The sequence below is a fragment of the Streptomyces griseus subsp. griseus genome, assembly GCF_003610995.1.
Classification (GTDB): Bacteria; Actinomycetota; Actinomycetes; order Streptomycetales; family Streptomycetaceae; genus Streptomyces.
On the sequence record NZ_CP032543.1, the window covers coordinates 4,714,422 to 4,732,664 of the forward strand.

Below are 18,243 nucleotides of genomic sequence, written 5' to 3' on the forward strand. Positions count from 1 at the left end.
TCCGCAGGTGGGAGATGGGAAACGGCCTTTTCGGACACGCTCCGTCGAACGTGTCCAACAAAAGGCTGTGAGCGCCCCATTTACTCTTCCACATGTGAAAATCGTGTGATTGGGTAAGCGCGAACATACGGCGATGTGCGTGTCTGAGCGCAACTGCCGTGGTGGGGCTGGTAAGGGAGAGCACGGCAATGCGGTCGGTCCGGGTACGGATTCTCGCGATTCTCGCGGTTTTGGTCATCGCAGGCGTCGGCGCCTGGCAACTGCTCCCGACGGGGGAGGCGAAGGCCGACGCGATCACCGTCGGGACATCGGACATCGTCACCTCCCTGGACCCGGCCGGGGCGTACGACGCGGGCTCCTGGGCGATCTACAGCAACATCTACCAGTCGCTGATGACGTTCAAGCCCGGGGCCATCGTGCCGGAGCCGGACGCCGCCGAGAGCTGCGCGTTCGTCGGGCAGAAGCTCCAGACGTACCAGTGCAAGCTCCGCGACGACCTGGTCTTCTCCAACGGCCGGAAGATCACCGCCGAGGACGTCAAGCACTCCTTCGACCGGATCTTCGCGATCAAGTCGGACGTCGGTCCCGCGGGGCTCTTCCCGACCCTCGACACGGTCTCGACCGAGGGCCGGACGATCACGTTCAACCTGTCGGGCAAGGACGCCACCTTCCCGCAGAAGCTCGCCACCGGCGCCGCGGCGATCGTCGACTCGACCAAGTACCCCAGGGACGAGCTCCGCAAGGGCAACCAGGTCGACGGCTCCGGCCCGTACGTCCTCAAGTCGTACGAGCCCAACAGCCGTGCGGAGCTGGTGCCGAACCTGAAGTACAAGGGTGCGCTCAAGAAGATCGGCGAAGCGGTCGACATCCGCTACTTCAAGGCGTCCGAGGACCTGCTGACCGCCTGGACCAAGGGTGAGGTCGATGTGGCCCACCGTCAGCTGCCGGCCTCGAAGCTCGCCGAACTGGACGCGGGGGACGCGGAGACGCGGGTGACCGAGGCGGCCACGGCCGAGATCCGCAACATCATCTTCAACAGCCGGAAGGACTCCCCGTTCGGCGAGAAGAAGGTCCGTCAGGCCGTCGCCACGCTCCTGGACCGGGGGCCGCTGGTCAGCAAGGTCTACCAGGGCACCGTCGACCCGCTGTACTCGCTGATTCCCACCGGCTTCATCGGGCACAGCACCCCCTTCTTCGACGCCTACCCCAGCGCTGACTCCAAGCGCGCCAAGCAGCTGCTCCAGGAGGCCGGGGTCCAGACGCCGGTCGCGGTCAACTTCGCCTACCGCGAGGGCGACATGTACACCAAGGAGACCGCCGAGCTGCGGCGCCAGCTGGAGAAGGACGGGCTGTTCAAGGTCTCGGTCAAGGCCGTGGAGTGGACGCGGTACCAGAAGGGCTACGCGGCCGGTGAGTACGACATGTACACCGTCGGCTGGTTCCCCGACTTCCCGGACCCCGACACCTTCAGCCAGCCGCTCGTCGGCACCGACAACGTCCTGCACAGCGGCTACTCCAGCAAGAAGATGGACCGGCTGATCACCGCCACGCAGCAGTTCAGCGATCGCGGCCGCACCTCCAACGACTTCAAGGAGATGCAGAAGCTGGTCGGCGAGGACGTCCCGCTGCTGCCGCTCTGGCAGAAGAAGGACTACGTCGTCGCCAAGGCGGACGTCGCCGGCTCCCAGTACCTCTCCGACGGCACCGGCTTCTGGCGCCTGTGGGAACTCAGCTGGATCTGACGGGTCGTACCGGCCGGGTCCCGGCCGGTCAGCCCGCCGGCCGTGGCCCGTCCCCGGCCGGAGTGCCCGGCATGAACTCCACCAGCAGCGCGTGCACCTGCCGTACGAGCGGTCGCAGCACCCGGAAGCGGGAGAGGCCGATCGCCCGTGCGGCGATCGGCGCGGTGCGCTCCACGAGCCGCCGGCTGCGCTCCGCGCCCGGGGAGCGGTCGTACACCCAGAACAGCACCAGCCCCATCTGCATCAGCCAGAGCAACTCCGGCAGCAGCGGCGCCAGTTCGGGATCGCTCTTGGTGTCGGAGCCGGCGAGGGCCTGGCGGTGGATGGAGATCGCCGCCTCCCGGGCCGCCACCGACTCGTCGGAGAACGGCGAGAGCGGACTCTCCGGGTCGGCCGCGTTCTTGAAGAACTGGGCGGCGAACCGGTGGTACGGCTCCGCCACGTCCAGCCAGGTCAGCAGCACACCGCGGATCCGGCCGGCCAGCTCCGCCTCGTCGGCGAGCACCGGCCGCACCGCCGCGGCGTGTTGCCCGGAGATGCGGTCGTAGAAGCCCTGGACCAGGTGCTCCTTGGAGGAGAAGTAGTAGTAGGCGTTCCCGGTGGAGACGCCCGCCTCCTGCGCGATGGCGCGCATCGTCGTCTTGTCGTAGCCGCGCTCGGCGAAGAGCCGGAGCGCCGTTTCGAGAATCAGCGTGCGGGTCTGCTCGCTCTTCGCGGCCTTGCCGGACGCGACGGCCTTCGTTGCCTTGGCGGGCTTCACGGCCCCGTTCTCCTGCACGTTCTTCTCTTCCTTCACCACAGGCCCAAGGTTAGGGCCTCTCGTTCGGATCAGGCCGGGCTCGCGGGGTCCGGAACGCGCGTCTGCCGCGTTGTCGTCAATCACCCTGGCTCCGCCATGCCTCGATCCTCCGCCTCGCAGCCGCACGCACCGGACCCCGCTCCCCGATCGGGCCTGATCCGGACGGAAGACCCTAGCCCTGACGGGGAGCCCACGGTCCGCCCGGCGGTACGGCGCACGCCTGCTGCGGCCCGCACCGCGGAGCCGTGACCGAGCGGTACTTCGCCGCGGCGAGCACGGTCCCCCGGGCGAAGGGCGCCCCCGCCGGGGTGGTCAGCCAGTGGGCCTTCGAGCGGTACTTCGCCAGCGCCCACAGGCAGACGATCCAGGCCGACGTCCCCTGGTAGACCTGGCCCAGGTCGCCCACCACCGTGATCTCCGCGTAGGTGGCGGCGGGGTCCAGCTCCGGGAACCGCCGCCGTGCCTCGGCCGATCCGGCCGGTACGAGGTCCAGGGGGACGAGCTGGCGCTGGCGGCCGAGCCAGTGGCGCAGGTGGGTGCAGAGCGGGCACTGCGCGTCGTAGAGGACGGTGAGCCGGCTTACGGGAGCGGCGGCGGTCACCGGGCTCACTGCCCCGCCGTGGGGGCGGGCGCGGCCCACGGGCCGGGCGTCCCCGGCGTGGTCCAGCCCTGCGGCGGTACGGGCGGGGTCTGCTCGCGCTCCAGCGCGCTGCGGCGGCGGATGCGGCTGAGCACGTACACATTGCCCAGGTGCATGACGCCGAGCACCAGCAGCACCACGCCGACCTTCACCGAGAGCGCCTCGAACAGCTCGCGGGCGCTGGCGACCCCGTCGGCGTTCTTCAGGTAGAGCGTGACGAATCCCAGGTTGACCAGGTAGAAGCCCACCACCAGCAGGTGGTTGACGGCTTCGGCGAGCTTCTCGTTCCCGTGCAGCACATCGGCGAGGAAGACCCGCCCGTTACGGCTGAGGGTGCGGGCGACCCAGACGGTGAGTGCCACGCTGATCAGCAGGTAGAGGACGTACGCGACCACGGTGAGGTCCATGCCCCACGCTCCTTTGAACGTGTTCAAAACTGCTCTTGGGCATGACTGTAGACCCCTTCTTGAACATGTTCAAGAAGGGGTCTGCGGGAGGTGTGTCAGAGAACCTTGGGCAGGGGCCCGGGTGATGGCGGCGGATCCACCGGCTCCGGCGGCTCGGTCAGCGCGTCCGCGATCTCCGCGCGCAGCGCCTCACCGCGCAGCGGGGCCAGCTCCGCCAGCGCCTTCGCCCACTCCTCGGCCGCGCCGTCCACGCCCTCCCGGAAGCCCTTCTCGATCGGGCGCCGGGCGAAGAACAGCCCCACCGCCGCGACCGGCCGCAGCAGCCACCGCCCGCGCACGCCCAGCACGACGGTGACCCGCCAGGTGCCGTCCTCGGCCGGGCGCGGGGTCACCGTCAGCCGGGCCTTGCCCAGCCGGTGCACGGCCTTGCCGATGACGGGCGCCCGGGCGGCCGGGGGCGCCGAGGAGGGCTGCTCCAGCGCCGCCCACCAGGCGTGCAGGTCGGCCTTGCCGCGCCCCGAGAACCGGTACAGCGAACCGCCCTGCGGATTGTGCCCGTCGAGGGAGACCTCCAGCGCCCTGGGCGTACGGGGCTCGCGCAGCCGTACCCCCACCCGCATGGACATGCCCTCCTCCGCGACCCGGCTCTCCACCTCGACGGTGCGCGAGGGCCGCCACTCCCGGAGAACGGCGGCCTCCGGGGCGCCCTCCCCGTCCTTCTGCCCGGGCTCCTCCCCGTACTGCGCCCCCGACTGCAGATGACGCCCCTTCAGCAGCCGGAGACCGTGCACCGGGCGACCGTCGGGCAGCAGGATCTCGCCGCCCTGCTCGCGGGAGGCGTCGAAGAGGTCCACCACATGCCCGGCGGCCTCCTCGAACCAGTGCCGGTCCAGGGCGGCGACGGTGACCGTGTGCTCGAAACGTGCCATGGTGGGGGCCCGGTGCTCAGGCGCTCATCGAGCGGGCCTGGTTGAGCTGTCCCATCACGGCGGGGAAGGTGTGCGGGCCCATCGCCGGGATCATCGTGCCGTGGTGGCGCCCGCCGCTGGTGACGGTCACCTGCACGAAGCCGACGGTCCGCTTCTCCTTCATCAGCAGGAAGAGCAGCCCGATCAGGCAGAACAGGGCGAAGACGATCGCCAGCACGATCGCGTGCGCCGGGATCTTCTCCTCGGTGCGCGACATGTCGGTCGCCGTCCAGACCGCGCCCTTGAGCGGCATCGTCCCCGAAGGCGTGACGATCGCATCGCTCATGACGGTGATGTCACCGATCGACAGCACCGGGACCCCGCCCTGGAAGGGCCCTCCCTGCGGAACGGGGAGGTACTGACCCGGCATCGTCGGCTGCCCCGGGTACGGATAGCCGTACCCCGGGCCCGGCTGGGTCGCCGACTCGGGCAGCGGCTGCGGATAGCCGTACGCGGGCGTGCCGCCCGGCGGCGGGTACCCGTACGCCTGACCGTCGGCCATCGTCGGCGGGTGGCCCGGCTGCTGCTGGGGAGGACCCCACTTGTACGCGTCGCCAGGTGAAGGGTTCGGCTCGCTCATGGGGATCCCCGTTCTCTGCGCGTCGTGAGCTCCGCACGACCGTACCGCCCGTGTCGCCCGGACGCAGCAACGGGCCCCGGCCGCCCCGGTCATGACGACCGCGGCTGCCGGGGCCCGTGAGGGTCCTCGAAGAGGTCAGAAGCGACGCGTGATGAGCGCGCGCTTCACCTCCTGGATCGCCTTGGTGACCTCGATGCCACGCGGGCAGGCGTCCGTGCAGTTGAACGTCGTACGGCAACGCCACACGCCGTCACGGTCGTTGAGGATCTCCAGCCGCTGCTCGCCGGCCTCGTCACGCGAGTCGAAGATGAAGCGGTGCGCGTTGACGATCGCCGCCGGGCCGAAGTACTGGCCGTCGTTCCAGAACACCGGGCACGAGGACGTGCACGCGGCGCACAGGATGCACTTGGTGGTGTCGTCGAAGCGCTCGCGGTCCTCGGGGGACTGCAGGCGCTCGCGGGTCGGCTCGTTCCCCTTGGTGATGAGGAAGGGCATGACGTCGTGGTACGCCTGGAAGAACGGGTCCATGTCGACCACGAGGTCCTTGAGGACCGTGAGGCCCTTGATGGCCTCCACCATGATCGGCTTCTCCGGGTTGATGTCCTTGATCAGCGTCTTGCAGGCGAGCCTGTTCTTGCCGTTGATCCGCATCGCGTCGGAACCGCAGATGCCGTGCGCGCAGGAACGGCGGAACGTCAGGGTCCCGTCCAGCTCCCACTTGATCTTGTGAAGGGCGTCGAGGACACGCTCCTTCGGGTCGATCTCGATCTGGAAGTCCTGCCACTGGACCTCGTCCGACACCTCGGGGTTGAAGCGGCGGATCCGGAACGTGGCCGTGATGAACGGCGAGTCGGCGAAGCCGGCCTCGGCGTTGTCGGTCTTGTCCAGGGTCGGGGTAGCCATCAGTACTTACGCTCCATCGGCTGGTAGCGGGTCGTCACGACCGGCTTGTAGTCGAGTCGGATCGACTCGACGCCGTCGGCGGCCACCTCGCGGTACGCCATGGTGTGGCGCATGAAGTTGACGTCGTCGCGGTTGGGGTAGTCCTCGCGGTAGTGACCGCCTCGGGACTCCTTGCGGGCGAGCGCGGAGACCGCCATGACCTCGGCCAGGTCGAGGAGGTTGCCCAGCTCGATGGCCTCCAGCAGGTCGGTGTTGAACCGCTTGCCCTTGTCCTGGATGGACACGTTGAGGTACCGCTCGCGCAGCTCGGCGATCTTGTCGACCGCCGTCTTGATCGTCTGCTCGGTGCGGAACACCATCACGTTGGCGTCCATGCACTCCTGGAGCTCCGTGCGCAGTTCGGCGACCCGCTCGGTGCCCGTCGAGTTGCGCAGCCGCTCCACCTGGTCGGCGACGAGCCGGGCCGGGTTCTCGGGCAACTCGACGAAATCGCTCTTCGCCGCGTACTCGGCGGCGGCGATGCCCGAGCGCTTGCCGAAGACGTTGATGTCGAGGAGTGAGTTGGTGCCCAGGCGGTTGGCGCCGTGCACGGAGACACAGGCGACCTCGCCGGCGGCGTACAGGCCGGGCACGACGGTGGTGTTGTCGGCCAGCACCTCGCCCTCGACGTTGGTCGGGATGCCGCCCATGGCGTAGTGCGCGGTCGGCTGGATCGGGATCGGGTCCGTGTAGGGCTCGATGCCGAGGTAGGTCCGGGCGAACTCGGTGATGTCCGGGAGCTTGGCGTCCAGCTGCTCCGGCGGCAGGTGCGTCAGGTCCAGGTACACGTGGTCCCCGGCCGGACCGCAGCCGCGGCCCTCGCGGATCTCCGTGTAGATGGAGCGCGAGACGACGTCACGCGAGGCGAGGTCCTTCATGACCGGCGCGTACTTCTCCATGAAGCGCTCGCCGTCCTTGTTGCGGAGGATGCCGCCCTCACCGCGGGCGCCCTCCGTCAGCAGGATGCCCATGCGCCAGATGCCCGTCGGGTGGAACTGGAAGAACTCCATGTCCTCCAGCGGCAGGCCGCGCCGGTAGCAGGCGGCCTGGCCGTCGCCGGTCAGGGTGTGGGCGTTGGACGTCACCTTGAAGAACTTGCCGGTGCCGCCGGAGGCGTAGATGACCGACTTCGCCTGGAAGACGTGGATCTCGCCGGTCGCCAGCTCGAACGCGACGACGCCGGCGGACTTCTTGACCCCGTCGACCTCGGTGATCAGCTGGTCCAGGACGTAGAACTCGTTGAAGAACTCCACGCCTTCCTTGACGCAGTTCTGGTACAGCGTCTGGAGGATCATGTGGCCGGTGCGGTCGCCCGAGTAGCAGGCGCGACGGACCGGGGCCTCGCCATGGCTGCGGGTGTGACCACCGAAGCGGCGCTGGTCGATCCTGCCCTCGGGCGTGCGGCCGAACGGCAGGCCCATCTTCTCCAGGTCGAGGACGGCGTCGATGGCCTCCTTCGCCAGGATCTCGGCGGCGTCCTGGTCGACCAGGTAGTCGCCGCCCTTGATCGTGTCGAAGGTGTGCCACTCCCAGTTGTCCTCCTCCACGTTGGCGAGCGCGGCGGCCATACCGCCCTGCGCGGCGCCCGTGTGGGAGCGGGTGGGGTAGAGCTTCGTCAGCACGGCGGTACGGCTGCGCTTGGTGGCCTCGATGGCCGCGCGCATACCGGCGCCGCCGGCTCCGACGATGACGGTGTCGTACTTGTGGATCTGCATGGTTTCCTCTGGTCCCTCTGTCCCGGCGCCTAGCGGATGTTCGGGTCGAAGGTGAAGATCACCAGCGTGCCCAGCAGGACGGTGAACACCGTGGCGGTGTACAGGAGCATCTTCAGCCAGAAGCGGGTCTTGTCCCGTTCGGCGTAGTCGTTGATGACCGTACGGAGGCCGTTGGCGCCGTGGAGCATGGCGAGCCAGAGCATCGTCAGGTCCCAGACCTGCCAGAACGGCGAGGCCCAGCGGCCCGCCACGAAGGCGAAGCCGATCTTGGAGACACCGCCGTCGAGCACCAGCTGGATCAGCAGGTGGCCGAGGACGAGGACGACCAGGACGATGCCCGACAGGCGCATGAAGAGCCAGGCGTACATCTCGAAGTTGGTGCGCGATCCCTTGGGCGTCTTGGCGGTCCGCTTGCGCGGGGGCTCGATCACCGGGGCCGGGTGGTCGACGTCGTACAGGCTCACGCCCTCGACGTCGCCGATCGCGGCTGCGGAAGAAGTCTCGCTGGACATGGGCCTCAGCTCCCGAAGACGTCGCGTACGGCGTGACCGAGGACGGGGTACAGGGCCCCGACCATCAGCACGATCCAGATGCCCACCACGGTCCAGAGCATCTGCTTCTGGAGTCGCGGGCCCTTGGCCCAGAAGTCCACGGCGATGATCCGGAGACCGTTCAGCGCGTGGAAGAGAATCGCGGCCACCAGGCCGTATTCGAGGAGCGCGACGATCGGCGTCTTGTACGTGGCCACGACGTCGTCGTAGGCCTCGGGGGAGACGCGGACAAGAGCGGTGTCCAGGACATGTACGAACAGGAAGAAGAAAATGAGGACACCGGTGACTCGATGAGCCACCCAGGACCACATGCCTTCCCGGCCGCGGTACAGCGTTCCAGCCGGCACGGAAGAACCCTCCGGGAGCGGGGATTGGGGTCGGCCGGCTTGACTGTCGGTCTGACCCGGCCGGGTACGGTCCACCGGCCCCGGCCATCGTAGCGACGCTTTGTCGGTTCGTTCGCGCCGGGGCCTCTGGTGTGATCAAAGTGGCAATCAAACAGGCACGTACGGGCTAGAGCGGCCCTGCCCCGGGCGCTGTCCCCGGACCCTTCTCCGGCCGGGCGCCGCCCGGGTCACCAGCCCTCGGCCACCAGCTCGGTCAGCCTGCTCCGGGCGAGTCGTCGCAGCTCCTCGGCGGTCACCGCCCGCTCCTCGTCCACCTCGTGCGTCAGCCGGACCCGGATGGAGGCCAGGACCTGGTCCACCTCCTGCGAGGGCGGGCAGACGTCCAGGCAGATCACGAAGGAATGGCCGAATCTGCTCTCGTACGCCGCGTGCGCCGCCCGCAGCGCGAGGTGGGCGGCGCGGGGCGCGTCGTGGTGCAGGCAGGGGGCGGGCTCGGCGGCGAGCGCCTCGGCGATGTCGCGGGCGGCCAGGTCGTACCCCGCCTCGTCGGAGGCGGCCAGCAGGGACGCCAGGTCCGGGAAGGGGCGGTGGGCGGCCATCCGGTGGGCCCAGCGGCGGCTGCCGCAGCACTCCAGGAGCGCGGCCTCGGCGGTGGTGAAGGGCGCCTCGTTGAACCGGGCGAGACCGGCGGCCAGGCCGGCCGGGGGTACGCCGAAGACCCCGCCGGCCTGCGGCGGACGGCGGTGCTGCACGGGTATGGCGCAGGGCCCGGCCGTGGGCGTGGACTGCTTGGGCAGGCCGGCGGGGGACTCGCTGGACCTGGACAGCGTGGACTCCTCGAATCAACGACATCTATGCCCCCGGAGACGGGCAGGAGGGCGACAAGGTTGCCCGACGGGGGCGTGTACGGGAGGAAACCGAGACGCGCGGGGGTGGGAGTGCGGCGTTCCCGGGCGGAGGTGAAGGGGTTCTCGGGGTGGAAGTGAAGAGAGGGACGAATGTGCCGCAACGCTAGCGAGATCGGTCGGCGGCCGTCCGGGGGAACGGCCAAAAATCACCCGAACGGGAGAGTTTCGGAACGTTTGACGGCCGCCTGACCTGCGAGGTCCGGGGTTCTCTACGCTCCGTGCCCGTTCTCGGTGGGCGGATTGACGGCAAAAATGTCAATCTTTCAGCCTATTCACCCGACTCTGACCCCTAGCTGACCCTGGCCCCTACTCCGGAGGGATCTGACCGATGTCGCCCACGCGAGGTGCCCTCGTCACCGGCGCGGCCGTCACCGCCGCGGCCGCCGTCGTCCTCACCGTCGTCGTCTGGCCGGAAGGCTCCGGGAGCCACCCCTCCCGCGACGCGGCGTCACCGTCCGGGACCTCCGCCACGGCGGCCGCCCCGTCGCCCTCCCGCAGCTACCCGCTCTCCAGCACGCCCAGCACCATCCCGGCGGTCCGCGAGCACACCGCCGCGCGCGGTCCGGGCTGGCAGCCGGGGAAGGGCAGCTCCATCGTCATAGCCAAGGGCAGCCAGGTCCTCGCCGACGAGGCCCAGCTGCTCGCCAAAGAGCTGAAGCTGCCGTACCGGGGGGCCCAGGCGCCCCGCGCGGGGGACGTGGAGCTGGCGCTCGGCGCGAAGGACCAGGGGCCCGCGGAGTCGTACACGCTCACCGTCCGGGACCGTAAGGTGAAGATCACCGGTCCCGACGAGTCGGGCGTGTTCTACGGCACCCGCACCCTCAAGCAGTCGCTCAAGGCCGACAGGACCGTGCCGGAGGGTGTCGTCAACGACCGGCCCGACCGGCCGCAGCGCGGGCTCAACCTCGACATCGCGCGCAAGCACTACAGCGCGGGGTGGATCGAGGACCGCATACGCGAGATGGGCGACCTCAAGCTCAACCAGCTCGGCCTGCACTTCTCCGACGACCAGGCGTTCCGCATCGAGTCCAAGACCCACCCCGAGGTCGTCTCGGACGAGGCCCTCACCCAGGACGAGGTCCGCCGCATCGTCGGCCTCGCCGGCAGCCTGCACATCGAGGTCGTCCCCGAGATCGACTCGCCCGGACACCTCGGCGCGGTGCTGCGGGCCCACCCCGACCTCCAGCTCCGCAACACCCAGGGCCGGGAGTCGCGGGGGTCCATCGACATCTCGAAGCCGGGCGCGGCGAAGCTGGTCGACGAGCTGCTGGACGAGTACACCGAGCTCTTCCCCGGCAGGTTCTGGCATCTGGGCGCCGACGAGTACCAGGCGCTGATGGTCCGCGACCCGGCCGCCTCCTACCCGCAGCTCCAGCGGGCCGCCGAGCGGAAGTACGGCTCCGGCGCCACCATCGAGGACCTCGCCACGGGCTGGCTGAACGACCGGGCCGAGGTGGTGGAGCCCAAGGGCCGCACCGCCAAGGCGTGGAACGACGGCCTCTTCCGCGACTCGAAGGTCAAGGCCGCCAAGAACATCGAGATCGAATACTGGACCGGCAAGGAGATCGGCGCCCGGCCCCCGCAGGAGTACCTCGCCGAGGGCTACAAGATGCTCAACCTCAACGACGAGTTCCTCTACTACGTGCTCGGCGAGCCGAACGACTTCGTCTACCCGACCGGCAAGCGGATCTACGAGCAGTGGACCCCGATGGTGCTGCGCGGCACCGAGCCGGTGGCGGAGCGCTACTCGCCGCAGATTCTCGGCGGCCGGTTCGCCGTCTGGGGCGACCTGCCGAACGCCCAGACCACCCAGCAGGTCGCGGACGGCATCCGGATGCCGCTCGTGGCGACCTCGCAGAAGCTGTGGGACCCGCGGAAGCCCGAGCTGACCTGGGCACAGTTCCAGGAGCTGGCGGGCCGGACGGGCAGCGCGGGCTGACCGCACCCGGGCCGGCCGGCGGACCGTAGCCCGTGGACATCGGCGCCGTCCGCGGGCTACGGTCCGCCGACCGCGCTCCTGGGGAGGGACGTGAGAGGCCACCGGCCACGCCCCGCGGGGAACGCCTCATGCTCTGCACCCGCTGCCGTATCAGAACGGCCGTCACCGACGACGGCCTCCGCACCTTCTGCCCGGGCACCCGGCCCCCGCTGCCCGACGGCCGGGTGGCCGACGGGATCTGCAGGGGCAGCGCCCCCACCGGCCGCGAGGGCGGCCGGGGCGCGGTGTCGGAGGTGCTGCTCGACGTCCGGTGGGGCCTGTGGCTCGCGTCGACCGTCTTCGGCCAGTTCACCGCGCGGATGACGGGGAGCTCCGAGACGCCGGGACAGACCGCGCAGGGCCTCGCACCGGTGGCGTCCGCCGACGTGCTGGAGATCGTCGCCGCGGTGCCCGCCCTCCTCTTCGTCCGTGCCCTGACCTGGATGCAGGTGGAGCGCGCCGCACTCCGCGCACCGCAGCCCGCCGCCGTGCGGCCGGGACCGGCCGACGCCGCTCCGGGATGCCGTAGCTGACGCCGTAGTGACGATTTTCAGCCATTCGGCGCAGTACGCGGTAGACCGAGGGAGACGTCGATGAGTCTGCTGGAACTGATCGAACGCGCCGACGAGCGAGCGCTCGCCGCCAGCGCTGTGGCCTGCCTGGACCGCTGCCTGCCGCTGCTGGCCGGACCGGACGGGCCCGAACCTCTGCGTCCGCTCTGGGCGAGCTGTGCGGACGGGCGGGAATGGGCCATCCGCCTCGCGGCCGTCCGTACGGAGATGGACCACGAACCCGTCACCGACGGACCGGCCGCACGGGTGCGCGCGATGCTGGGGGCCGCCCCCTCCGACTTCGCCCCCGCCCCGCTGCGGGAGTGGGCGGACGCCTGCTCGCTGGTGGCGCTGGAGGTCCACGGCTGGTTCGACACCCCGGACGGGGAGCCTCCGCAGGACGCGGCCGACCTGCTGAAGGCGGCGCGCGCGGGCGAGCCGGGCGGCGTGGGCCCGCTGGTGGCGGGGGAGTTGGAGCGCCAGGTCCGCGTCCTGGAGATCCTGGCGGAGACCAGCGGCACGACGGGCGGCGGAGCCGGGGTGCGTGAGGCCCTGGACCTCTCCACGGAGGGCCGCCGGGTCCTGCGCGCGGTGATGTCGCGGCGGGCCCGCATCAGGGGCTGACGGTCAGCCCCCGGCCTGCGCTCCGCCTCCCCGGCCGATCCGGTCGAGGATCTCGTGGTGCAGGGACTCCAGTCCGGCCGGCGGCAGCGGGACGGGGCTGCCGGTGAGGACGTACCACTCCTCGGCGCCGGTGTACTGGACGGCGACCTCGGCGCGACCGTCGGGCCGCAGCGTGGTGGACACCGTCAGCTCACCGGTGACGACGCCCACCTCGTCGGTCATCGCCCCGCCGGGGCCCGCCTTGACGTCGTCCACGCACTGCTGCGGCTGTGCCGGGTCGGATCCGCTCATGAGGTGCTTCCGTTCATGGGGTACAGGTGTCCAGCATCTCTGTCAGCATGCCCTTCTCGGCCTCCGTGACCGAGAGCTCGTACGACGCCTTCACCGACACCCAAGCACGGGAGTAGGTGCACCAGTACGTCTTGGACGGCGGCTGCCACTCGTCCGGCCCCTGGTCGCCCTTGGAACGGTTCGACGACGCCGACACCGCCAGCAGCTGGGGGCGGGTCAGGTCGTTGGCGAACTCCTTGCGCTTCTCCTGCGTCCACGCCCGGGCCCCGGAGCGCCAGGCGTTGGCGAGCGGGACCATGTGGTCGATGTCCAGGTCGCGGGCCTCGGTGAAGGCCTCGTCGTCGTAGACGCTGGTCCACTTCCCGGCGACCGCCCGGCACTCCTTGTCCCGTTCCACATCGGTGCCGTCGCGCTCCAGCACGGTCTCCCGGGTGTCGCAGGACTCGCCCTGCGCGGCCCAGTGGGGGAACTTCGCCCGGCTGTAGCCGGACATCGAACCGTGCGGGGCCACCTTCAGCCCGGCCAGCTCCTCCTCGGCCTGCCCCGTGGTGGGTATGCCCGGCAGGGTCGAGTCGTCGGCCGCCGCACCGCCGCCCGCCCCGGCGGGGGCCGATGCGGACGGCTTCCCGTCCCCCGGCTCGGGCGTCGTCGCGTCCTCGATCGCCGCACATCCGGCCACCAGGAGGACGGCGCCGATCGCCAGCCCCCGCCGCCACCAGTTCTGCCGACTCGTCATGACCTGGCCCACCCCACGCAGTTCGCCGCTGAATCCCTCGGTCCGCGCAGCTTATCGGCCCTCACCCCGTCTCCCGGCGCACTCTCGTGTGCCGGGCCCACCGTGGGACAATCCGCTCCGCCAGGCAGTTTCGAGTGGAGGAGAAGAATCCCTGATGTTCGACGCCTTGAAGGGCCTCAAGGAAAAGGCCGAAGACCTCGCCGAGGCCCACGGGGACAAGATTTCCGACGGGCTGGAGAAGGTCGGCGACTTCATCGACGACAAGACCGACGGCAAGCACAGCGACAAGATCGACACCGCCGTCGACAAGGCCCAGGAGTACGTCCAGGGCCTCGGCGAGAACAAGGACTGAGCCCGGGGCGTCTCCGCCGCCCCGGGCTCCTCCAGGTGGCGGGCGGTCAGGGCGCGGGTGGCGGAGGCTGTCCCTAGGATGGCCAGGAAAGGGGCGTCCGGGTCTGTTCCGGGCGCCGGGTGCTCCCTCCCGCGGGCTCGGCGGGCACCACCTTCCCCTCCGAGACCGGGAGCACCTCCAGTGACCACCCCCACCCCCGGAGCAGGTGAGGGCGCCCGCGGCGTGGTACGCCGCGTCGCCGGGCGCGTCAACTCCCTGCTCAGCAGAGCGCCGGCCGCCGTCCAGCTCGGCGCCGACAGCCTGATCGTGGAGGTCCCCGGCGAGGGGGAGGTGTGGCGGGCGGGGCAGGAGCACCTGGTCCGCTGGCACCTCACCGGCCCCGTCGACCCGGTCGACATCCACCTCGTACAGCGCGAAGGCGCCTCCACCACCACCCGCGCCGTCCTCGCGACCGGGCTGCCCGCCCATGGGACGTCGGTACGTGTCACGGTCCCCGCCGGCACCCCGGCGGGCGACTACCTCCTCCTGGTCACCAGCCAGGGACTGCTGGACGCCTACAGCCGGCCGTTCCACGTCACGGCCGCCTGACCGGCCCCCACACCCTTACTTCCGCCCCGCCCCGCCGACCAACTGGCCGTCACGGCGGACACGCTGGGCAACACGGGCGCGGCATCCATCCCCATGGCCCCGCAAACGGCTCCCCGGCCTGCCCGTCCTCGGGCCTCAGCGTCGGGTGAACCGTCGCAGGGCATCGAGTACGGGGGGCGCGAGCGTGTCCGGGTGACCGGCACTGTGCAGCAGATGGTCCACTCCGGGCAGCTTCACGCGGCCCGGCCTCCCGGCATGCGCCTGGCGCAGGGCGGTCGTCAGGGCGTCCGTCGTGGAACAGGGGACCTGAGGGTCGTTCGTGCCGCACGTCAGCAGCACCTTGGTTCCCGGCGCGAGCGCGGCCGCGGTGTCCGGTGGGTGGACGGCGTCGTCACTGGCCACGAACCGGGCGTTGGGCCCCTGGAACGCCTCGAAGAGCTGGGCGACCGCGGGTGGCAGACCGGTGGTGTCGACCGGTCGCTGTGCGCGCAGCGAGGTGACGGCCGCGTCGATGGCCGCGTCGATGGTGCGTTGCTCCTCCGGCGTGAGCTGACCCTGCCGGACCGCTTCGGCTACCTGGGCCTTGAGCTGGAGCGCGACCAGGTCCAGCAGACGGATCGCCTGCGGTTGCAGAAGCGCCAGGCCGGTCGGGCGCGGGCGGACGGTGCCGCCCAGCAGCAGTCCCGTCATCGCGCCCTCGCTGTGCCCGACGACCAGCAGGGCACGCGGATCGGTCTCCGGCTGATCGCGCAACACCCTGTAGGCGGCCTGGGCCTGGCGGACGAAGGCCGGGTAGTCGAGTTCTTCCGGGCGGTCCTGGTAGGCGCCGAGCCCGGTGCGGCCGGTTCCGTACTTGTCGAACCGGAGCGAGGCGACGCCGTCCGCTTCGAGCGCCTCTGCCAACTTGGCCAGGGTGTCGGGGGCCGACCTGGGCGGCTGGTTGCCGTCGCGGTCGGTGGGGCCGCTGCCGGGGAGCAGCAGCGCCGCGCGCAGGTGCTGCCCCCTGCGATGCTCGGGGACGCGCAGGGTGCCGTACACGGTCGTCCCGTCAGCCGTGAAGACGATCTCGCGATCGGCGGCGGGAACGCGTGCCGGCGTCGCTCCGGCCGGGGTGGCGGTCCCGACGGCCAGTGCCAGCAGAGTCGTTGCCAAGTGGCGGATCATGGGCGTACCTCCTTCAGACGAGGGCGTTCTCGACCAGGGCCACGGCCGCACGGGGGTCGTCGACCTGGAGGACCAGGCGGGTGTACTCCTCGTCGGCGAGTTCGACCACGATGGCTTTCGACGCGTCCTTGACGTCCCAGAAGACCTTGTCGCCGTCGTGGTGGAAGGTGCCCGCGATGATCACGCCGGGTATGTGGGAGCCCGGCGCGCGGATTCCCTTGAAGTCGGTGGCGATACCGGGGTCGACGGTCGCGCCCCGGACGTTGGCCAGGGGGATGGTGAGACGGCTCTTGAAGGCCCAGAGCTTGTCGAGACCCTCCATCACGACGACCAGGTTGTCGCCGGCGATCCGTATCAATGCCATGTCAGGTCCCTATTCAGGTGAGGGGGCCGAGGTGCTGGGTCAGAGCGGTGGCGACCTTGTCGGGGTTGCCGCGCAGGAGGATGCCCAGCGCGGCGGAGGTGAGGGCGGTGGCCAGGTCGGGGGGAAGGCCGAGCGCGTCGGCGATCGCCCGGTCGACGGAGTCCAGGGCGGACGTCACCTCGAAGGCGACCTCCTCGTCGGCCGGTGAGCGCTCGACCGCCGCCAGGAGAAGCAGGCCGAGGTCGGCCGACGTGACCAGCCGCAGCGCGGTGGCGGCATCCGGCGCTTCGGCGAGGGCTTCGAGCAAGGGGCGTACGTCATCGGCGATGTGGCGGCGCAGGGCGGCCAGGTAGAGGCCGCGCTTGCTGCCGAACGTCTTGTAGAGGCTGTTGCGGTGCACGCCCAGGTGGGTGACGAGGTCGTCGACGGACACGCCGTCATACGCGCGCCCGCCGAACAGGCCCGCGGCGGCTCGTACCGCCTCGTCCTCGTCGAATGCTCTCGGCCTGCCCATGACCCGTACGGTACGCAGTTGAGGAACGATCGGTCAAGAACGACCGTTCCTTAATCGTGAGCCTGCTTCTGGCCGGGCCGTGGTGGTGGTTCGGCCTTTTCGACGCCACCGAGGGCTCCCGGCGGCATGCGTGGCGCGGCTACAGCCATGCCTTGAGCGCGGTGGGGTACGACGCCGACCTCGGCCACACGGTGCCGCACCTGTGTCAGGTGCCTGGCCGACCCGATGGGTCAGGACGACGCTGCGTTCCCTGAGTGCGCTGTGCTGATGGACGTCGGCACCGCACTCCCTGCCGGTGGACGGATCACGTAGCCCCCTGCTGGCCAAGCCGTCACCGGGACGCTGCGGACAGGATCACGTCCACGAGCCTTTCCGCCCCGTCCGGACTGCCGTGCGCCCTGCGGCGGAGGTCATCGCCTCCCGGTGCTCCGGATCGTCGAGGAGCGGCCCGACCGCCTCACGCAGCTGTCCGCCGGTGACTTCGCCGAGCAGTGCGACCGCCGCCCCGGCCACCTCCAAGTGGCGGGCGTTGTAAGCCTGTTCGCTTCCGGCCGCCGTGGCGGGCGGCATGAAGACGGCGCCCAGGGCGGTCAGCTCGGCCAGGGTGCCGGGAGACCACCAGATCGGCCAGCCGGCACGTCCGGCAGCTCCGCCCCGACGAACGGGGTGAGGTGGTGGCGGGCGGCGAGGCCGGCGGGAAGTCCCGCGGCGCGGGCGGACGGTGCCGCGACATGGGCCGGACTGCACTGGTGCACCACGTTGGCGCGCTCCGGCAGCCACGGCAGTTCGCCGCCGACCTCGTCGTTGATCTGCTGCGATCCCTGCGCCCCGCCGGTGACGTACACCGTGGGAAGACGCCGGTCGAACGCGTGCAGACCCAGTGCCGTCACGGCCTTGTCCGGGTGGCGGGTCAGGACCTCCGGCCGTACGGGGTTGCCGGTGACCACCGCCGCCGGGCGCACGCTCTCCGGCAGGAGCGGCAGGGGGACTCCGAGGACACGGCGATCCGCGCGGCCGAACCGGCGAGCTTCCGGTTGGCGGGGCAGAGGTGGGGGGTCTGCTCGTGCAGGACCAGCGGGACCCGGCACATCTTGGCGGCGAGCCCGCCCGGCACGGCTACGTAACCGCCCGTGGCGAGCACGACGTCCGGCCGGAAGGCGGAGACAGGGCTGCGTGGTTGGGCGACCCCGAGCGGCACGCGCGCCATGTCCCGGACGTTGGCGGGCGACACCATCTTCAGCGGGTTCGCGTGACGCCGGATCCTGCCCGTGGCCACGGTCGTGAACGGAATGCCTTCTGCGCTCGTGACCCGGGCCTCCAGGCCCTCCGCCGTGCCGATCCACAGGACGTCGAGGGTGTGGCCGCCGGTGCCGCCTCCTGTCACGATCAGGCGGAAGACAGACGTCCGCTGAGGCGCGGTGTTCACCCTGGGCACTGAGGTATCCAGCGTTCAAGAACGTGTGCACCCGGAGGGATTTTCTG

21 protein-coding genes and 1 pseudogene are annotated in these 18,243 nt (G+C 70.6%); 6 read left to right on the plus strand and 16 right to left on the minus strand.

Going from position 1 to position 18,243, the window contains the following annotated elements; translation table 11 throughout:
* Positions 1 to 188 precede the first annotated feature (188 nt).
* Positions 189 to 1,742, plus strand: coding sequence for an ABC transporter substrate-binding protein (locus tag D6270_RS21370; protein WP_109164006.1), 1,554 nt, complete (start codon positions 189 to 191; stop codon positions 1,740 to 1,742).
* 28 nt (positions 1,743 to 1,770) lie between these two features.
* On the opposite strand, the gene D6270_RS21375 is transcribed toward D6270_RS21370, so the two are convergent.
* The 10 genes from D6270_RS21375 to D6270_RS21420 all read right to left on the minus strand — a co-directional run bounded on the left by D6270_RS21375 (position 1,771) and on the right by D6270_RS21420 (position 9,443).
* On the minus strand, positions 1,771 to 2,541 hold the full coding sequence (locus D6270_RS21375; RefSeq protein WP_109164005.1) for a TetR/AcrR family transcriptional regulator: 771 nt from the start codon (positions 2,539 to 2,541) through the stop codon (positions 1,771 to 1,773).
* A gap of 172 nt (positions 2,542 to 2,713) precedes the next feature.
* Complete coding sequence (locus tag D6270_RS21380; protein WP_109167328.1) at positions 2,714 to 3,151, minus strand: thiol-disulfide oxidoreductase DCC family protein; 438 nt, start codon at positions 3,149 to 3,151, stop codon at positions 2,714 to 2,716.
* On the minus strand, positions 3,148 to 3,588 hold the full coding sequence (locus tag D6270_RS21385; RefSeq protein WP_109164004.1) for a hypothetical protein: 441 nt from the start codon (positions 3,586 to 3,588) through the stop codon (positions 3,148 to 3,150). Before D6270_RS21385 ends, D6270_RS21380 begins: the two co-directional genes overlap by 4 nt.
* A 95-nt stretch (positions 3,589 to 3,683) precedes the next feature.
* Positions 3,684 to 4,517, minus strand: coding sequence for a hypothetical protein (locus D6270_RS21390; RefSeq protein ID WP_109164003.1), 834 nt, complete (start codon positions 4,515 to 4,517; stop codon positions 3,684 to 3,686).
* 16 nt (positions 4,518 to 4,533) lie between these two features.
* Positions 4,534 to 5,136: a hypothetical protein gene (locus D6270_RS21395; RefSeq protein WP_109164002.1), complete on the minus strand. Its 603-nt coding sequence runs from the start codon at positions 5,134 to 5,136 to the stop codon at positions 4,534 to 4,536.
* A gap of 135 nt (positions 5,137 to 5,271) precedes the next feature.
* Complete coding sequence (locus D6270_RS21400; RefSeq protein ID WP_065490419.1) at positions 5,272 to 6,039, minus strand: succinate dehydrogenase iron-sulfur subunit; 768 nt, start codon at positions 6,037 to 6,039, stop codon at positions 5,272 to 5,274.
* On the minus strand, positions 6,039 to 7,793 hold the full coding sequence (gene sdhA, locus D6270_RS21405; RefSeq protein ID WP_109164001.1) for a succinate dehydrogenase flavoprotein subunit: 1,755 nt from the start codon (positions 7,791 to 7,793) through the stop codon (positions 6,039 to 6,041). Before sdhA ends, D6270_RS21400 begins: the two co-directional genes overlap by 1 nt.
* Before the next feature lie 29 nt (positions 7,794 to 7,822).
* Entirely contained in the window at positions 7,823 to 8,305 is a 483-nt protein-coding gene (locus D6270_RS21410; protein ID WP_109164000.1) for a succinate dehydrogenase hydrophobic membrane anchor subunit, read from the minus strand.
* Between the two features lie 5 nt (positions 8,306 to 8,310).
* Positions 8,311 to 8,691, minus strand: a complete 381-nt coding sequence (gene sdhC, locus D6270_RS21415) for a succinate dehydrogenase, cytochrome b556 subunit (RefSeq protein WP_073740310.1) — start codon at positions 8,689 to 8,691, stop codon at positions 8,311 to 8,313.
* Positions 8,692 to 8,918: 227 nt separating this feature from the next.
* On the minus strand, positions 8,919 to 9,443 hold the full coding sequence (locus D6270_RS21420; protein ID WP_225976921.1) for a 2-oxo-4-hydroxy-4-carboxy-5-ureidoimidazoline decarboxylase: 525 nt from the start codon (positions 9,441 to 9,443) through the stop codon (positions 8,919 to 8,921).
* Between the two features lie 484 nt (positions 9,444 to 9,927).
* Here D6270_RS21420 and D6270_RS21425 point away from each other — a divergent pair, with 484 nt between their 5' ends.
* From D6270_RS21425 to D6270_RS21435, 3 genes are all read left to right on the plus strand, one after another.
* Positions 9,928 to 11,538: a beta-N-acetylhexosaminidase gene (locus D6270_RS21425; protein WP_109163999.1), complete on the plus strand. Its 1,611-nt coding sequence runs from the start codon at positions 9,928 to 9,930 to the stop codon at positions 11,536 to 11,538.
* 128 nt (positions 11,539 to 11,666) lie between these two features.
* Complete coding sequence (locus tag D6270_RS21430) at positions 11,667 to 12,110, plus strand: DUF4328 domain-containing protein (protein ID WP_109163998.1); 444 nt, start codon at positions 11,667 to 11,669, stop codon at positions 12,108 to 12,110.
* 60 nt (positions 12,111 to 12,170) lie between these two features.
* Entirely contained in the window at positions 12,171 to 12,752 is a 582-nt protein-coding gene (locus tag D6270_RS21435; protein ID WP_109163997.1) for a hypothetical protein, read from the plus strand.
* A 3-nt stretch (positions 12,753 to 12,755) separates the two neighbouring features.
* Here D6270_RS21435 and D6270_RS21440 read toward each other — a convergent pair whose 3' ends face one another.
* Both D6270_RS21440 and D6270_RS21445 read right to left on the minus strand, forming a co-directional pair.
* Complete coding sequence (locus D6270_RS21440; RefSeq protein WP_109163996.1) at positions 12,756 to 13,043, minus strand: hypothetical protein; 288 nt, start codon at positions 13,041 to 13,043, stop codon at positions 12,756 to 12,758.
* A 13-nt stretch (positions 13,044 to 13,056) separates the two neighbouring features.
* A complete protein-coding gene (locus D6270_RS21445) occupies positions 13,057 to 13,779 on the minus strand; it encodes an HNH endonuclease family protein (protein WP_109167326.1) in 723 nt (240 codons plus the stop codon).
* 154 nt (positions 13,780 to 13,933) lie between these two features.
* On the opposite strand from D6270_RS21445, the gene D6270_RS21450 reads away from it, so the two are divergent.
* Positions 13,934 to 14,131 carry an antitoxin gene (locus tag D6270_RS21450; RefSeq protein ID WP_109163995.1) on the plus strand — a complete coding sequence of 66 codons (198 nt, stop codon included), beginning with the start codon at positions 13,934 to 13,936 and terminating at the stop codon, positions 14,129 to 14,131.
* Between the two features lie 180 nt (positions 14,132 to 14,311).
* Positions 14,312 to 14,719, plus strand: a complete 408-nt coding sequence (locus tag D6270_RS21455; RefSeq protein ID WP_151414710.1) for a GPI anchored serine-threonine rich family protein — start codon at positions 14,312 to 14,314, stop codon at positions 14,717 to 14,719.
* Positions 14,720 to 14,854: 135 nt separating this feature from the next.
* On the opposite strand, the gene D6270_RS21460 is transcribed toward D6270_RS21455, so the two are convergent.
* From D6270_RS21460 to D6270_RS21475, 4 genes and pseudogenes are all read right to left on the minus strand, one after another.
* On the minus strand, positions 14,855 to 15,883 hold the full coding sequence (locus tag D6270_RS21460; RefSeq protein WP_109163993.1) for an alpha/beta hydrolase family protein: 1,029 nt from the start codon (positions 15,881 to 15,883) through the stop codon (positions 14,855 to 14,857).
* 13 nt (positions 15,884 to 15,896) lie between these two features.
* On the minus strand, positions 15,897 to 16,247 hold the full coding sequence (locus tag D6270_RS21465; RefSeq protein WP_109163992.1) for a hypothetical protein: 351 nt from the start codon (positions 16,245 to 16,247) through the stop codon (positions 15,897 to 15,899).
* A gap of 13 nt (positions 16,248 to 16,260) precedes the next feature.
* Positions 16,261 to 16,761: a TetR/AcrR family transcriptional regulator gene (locus D6270_RS21470; protein WP_109163991.1), complete on the minus strand. Its 501-nt coding sequence runs from the start codon at positions 16,759 to 16,761 to the stop codon at positions 16,261 to 16,263.
* A 331-nt stretch (positions 16,762 to 17,092) separates the two neighbouring features.
* A pseudogene (locus D6270_RS21475) lies at positions 17,093 to 18,145 on the minus strand (UDP-N-acetylglucosamine--N-acetylmuramyl-(pentapeptide) pyrophosphoryl-undecaprenol N-acetylglucosamine transferase).
* Positions 18,146 to 18,243 lie beyond the last annotated feature (98 nt).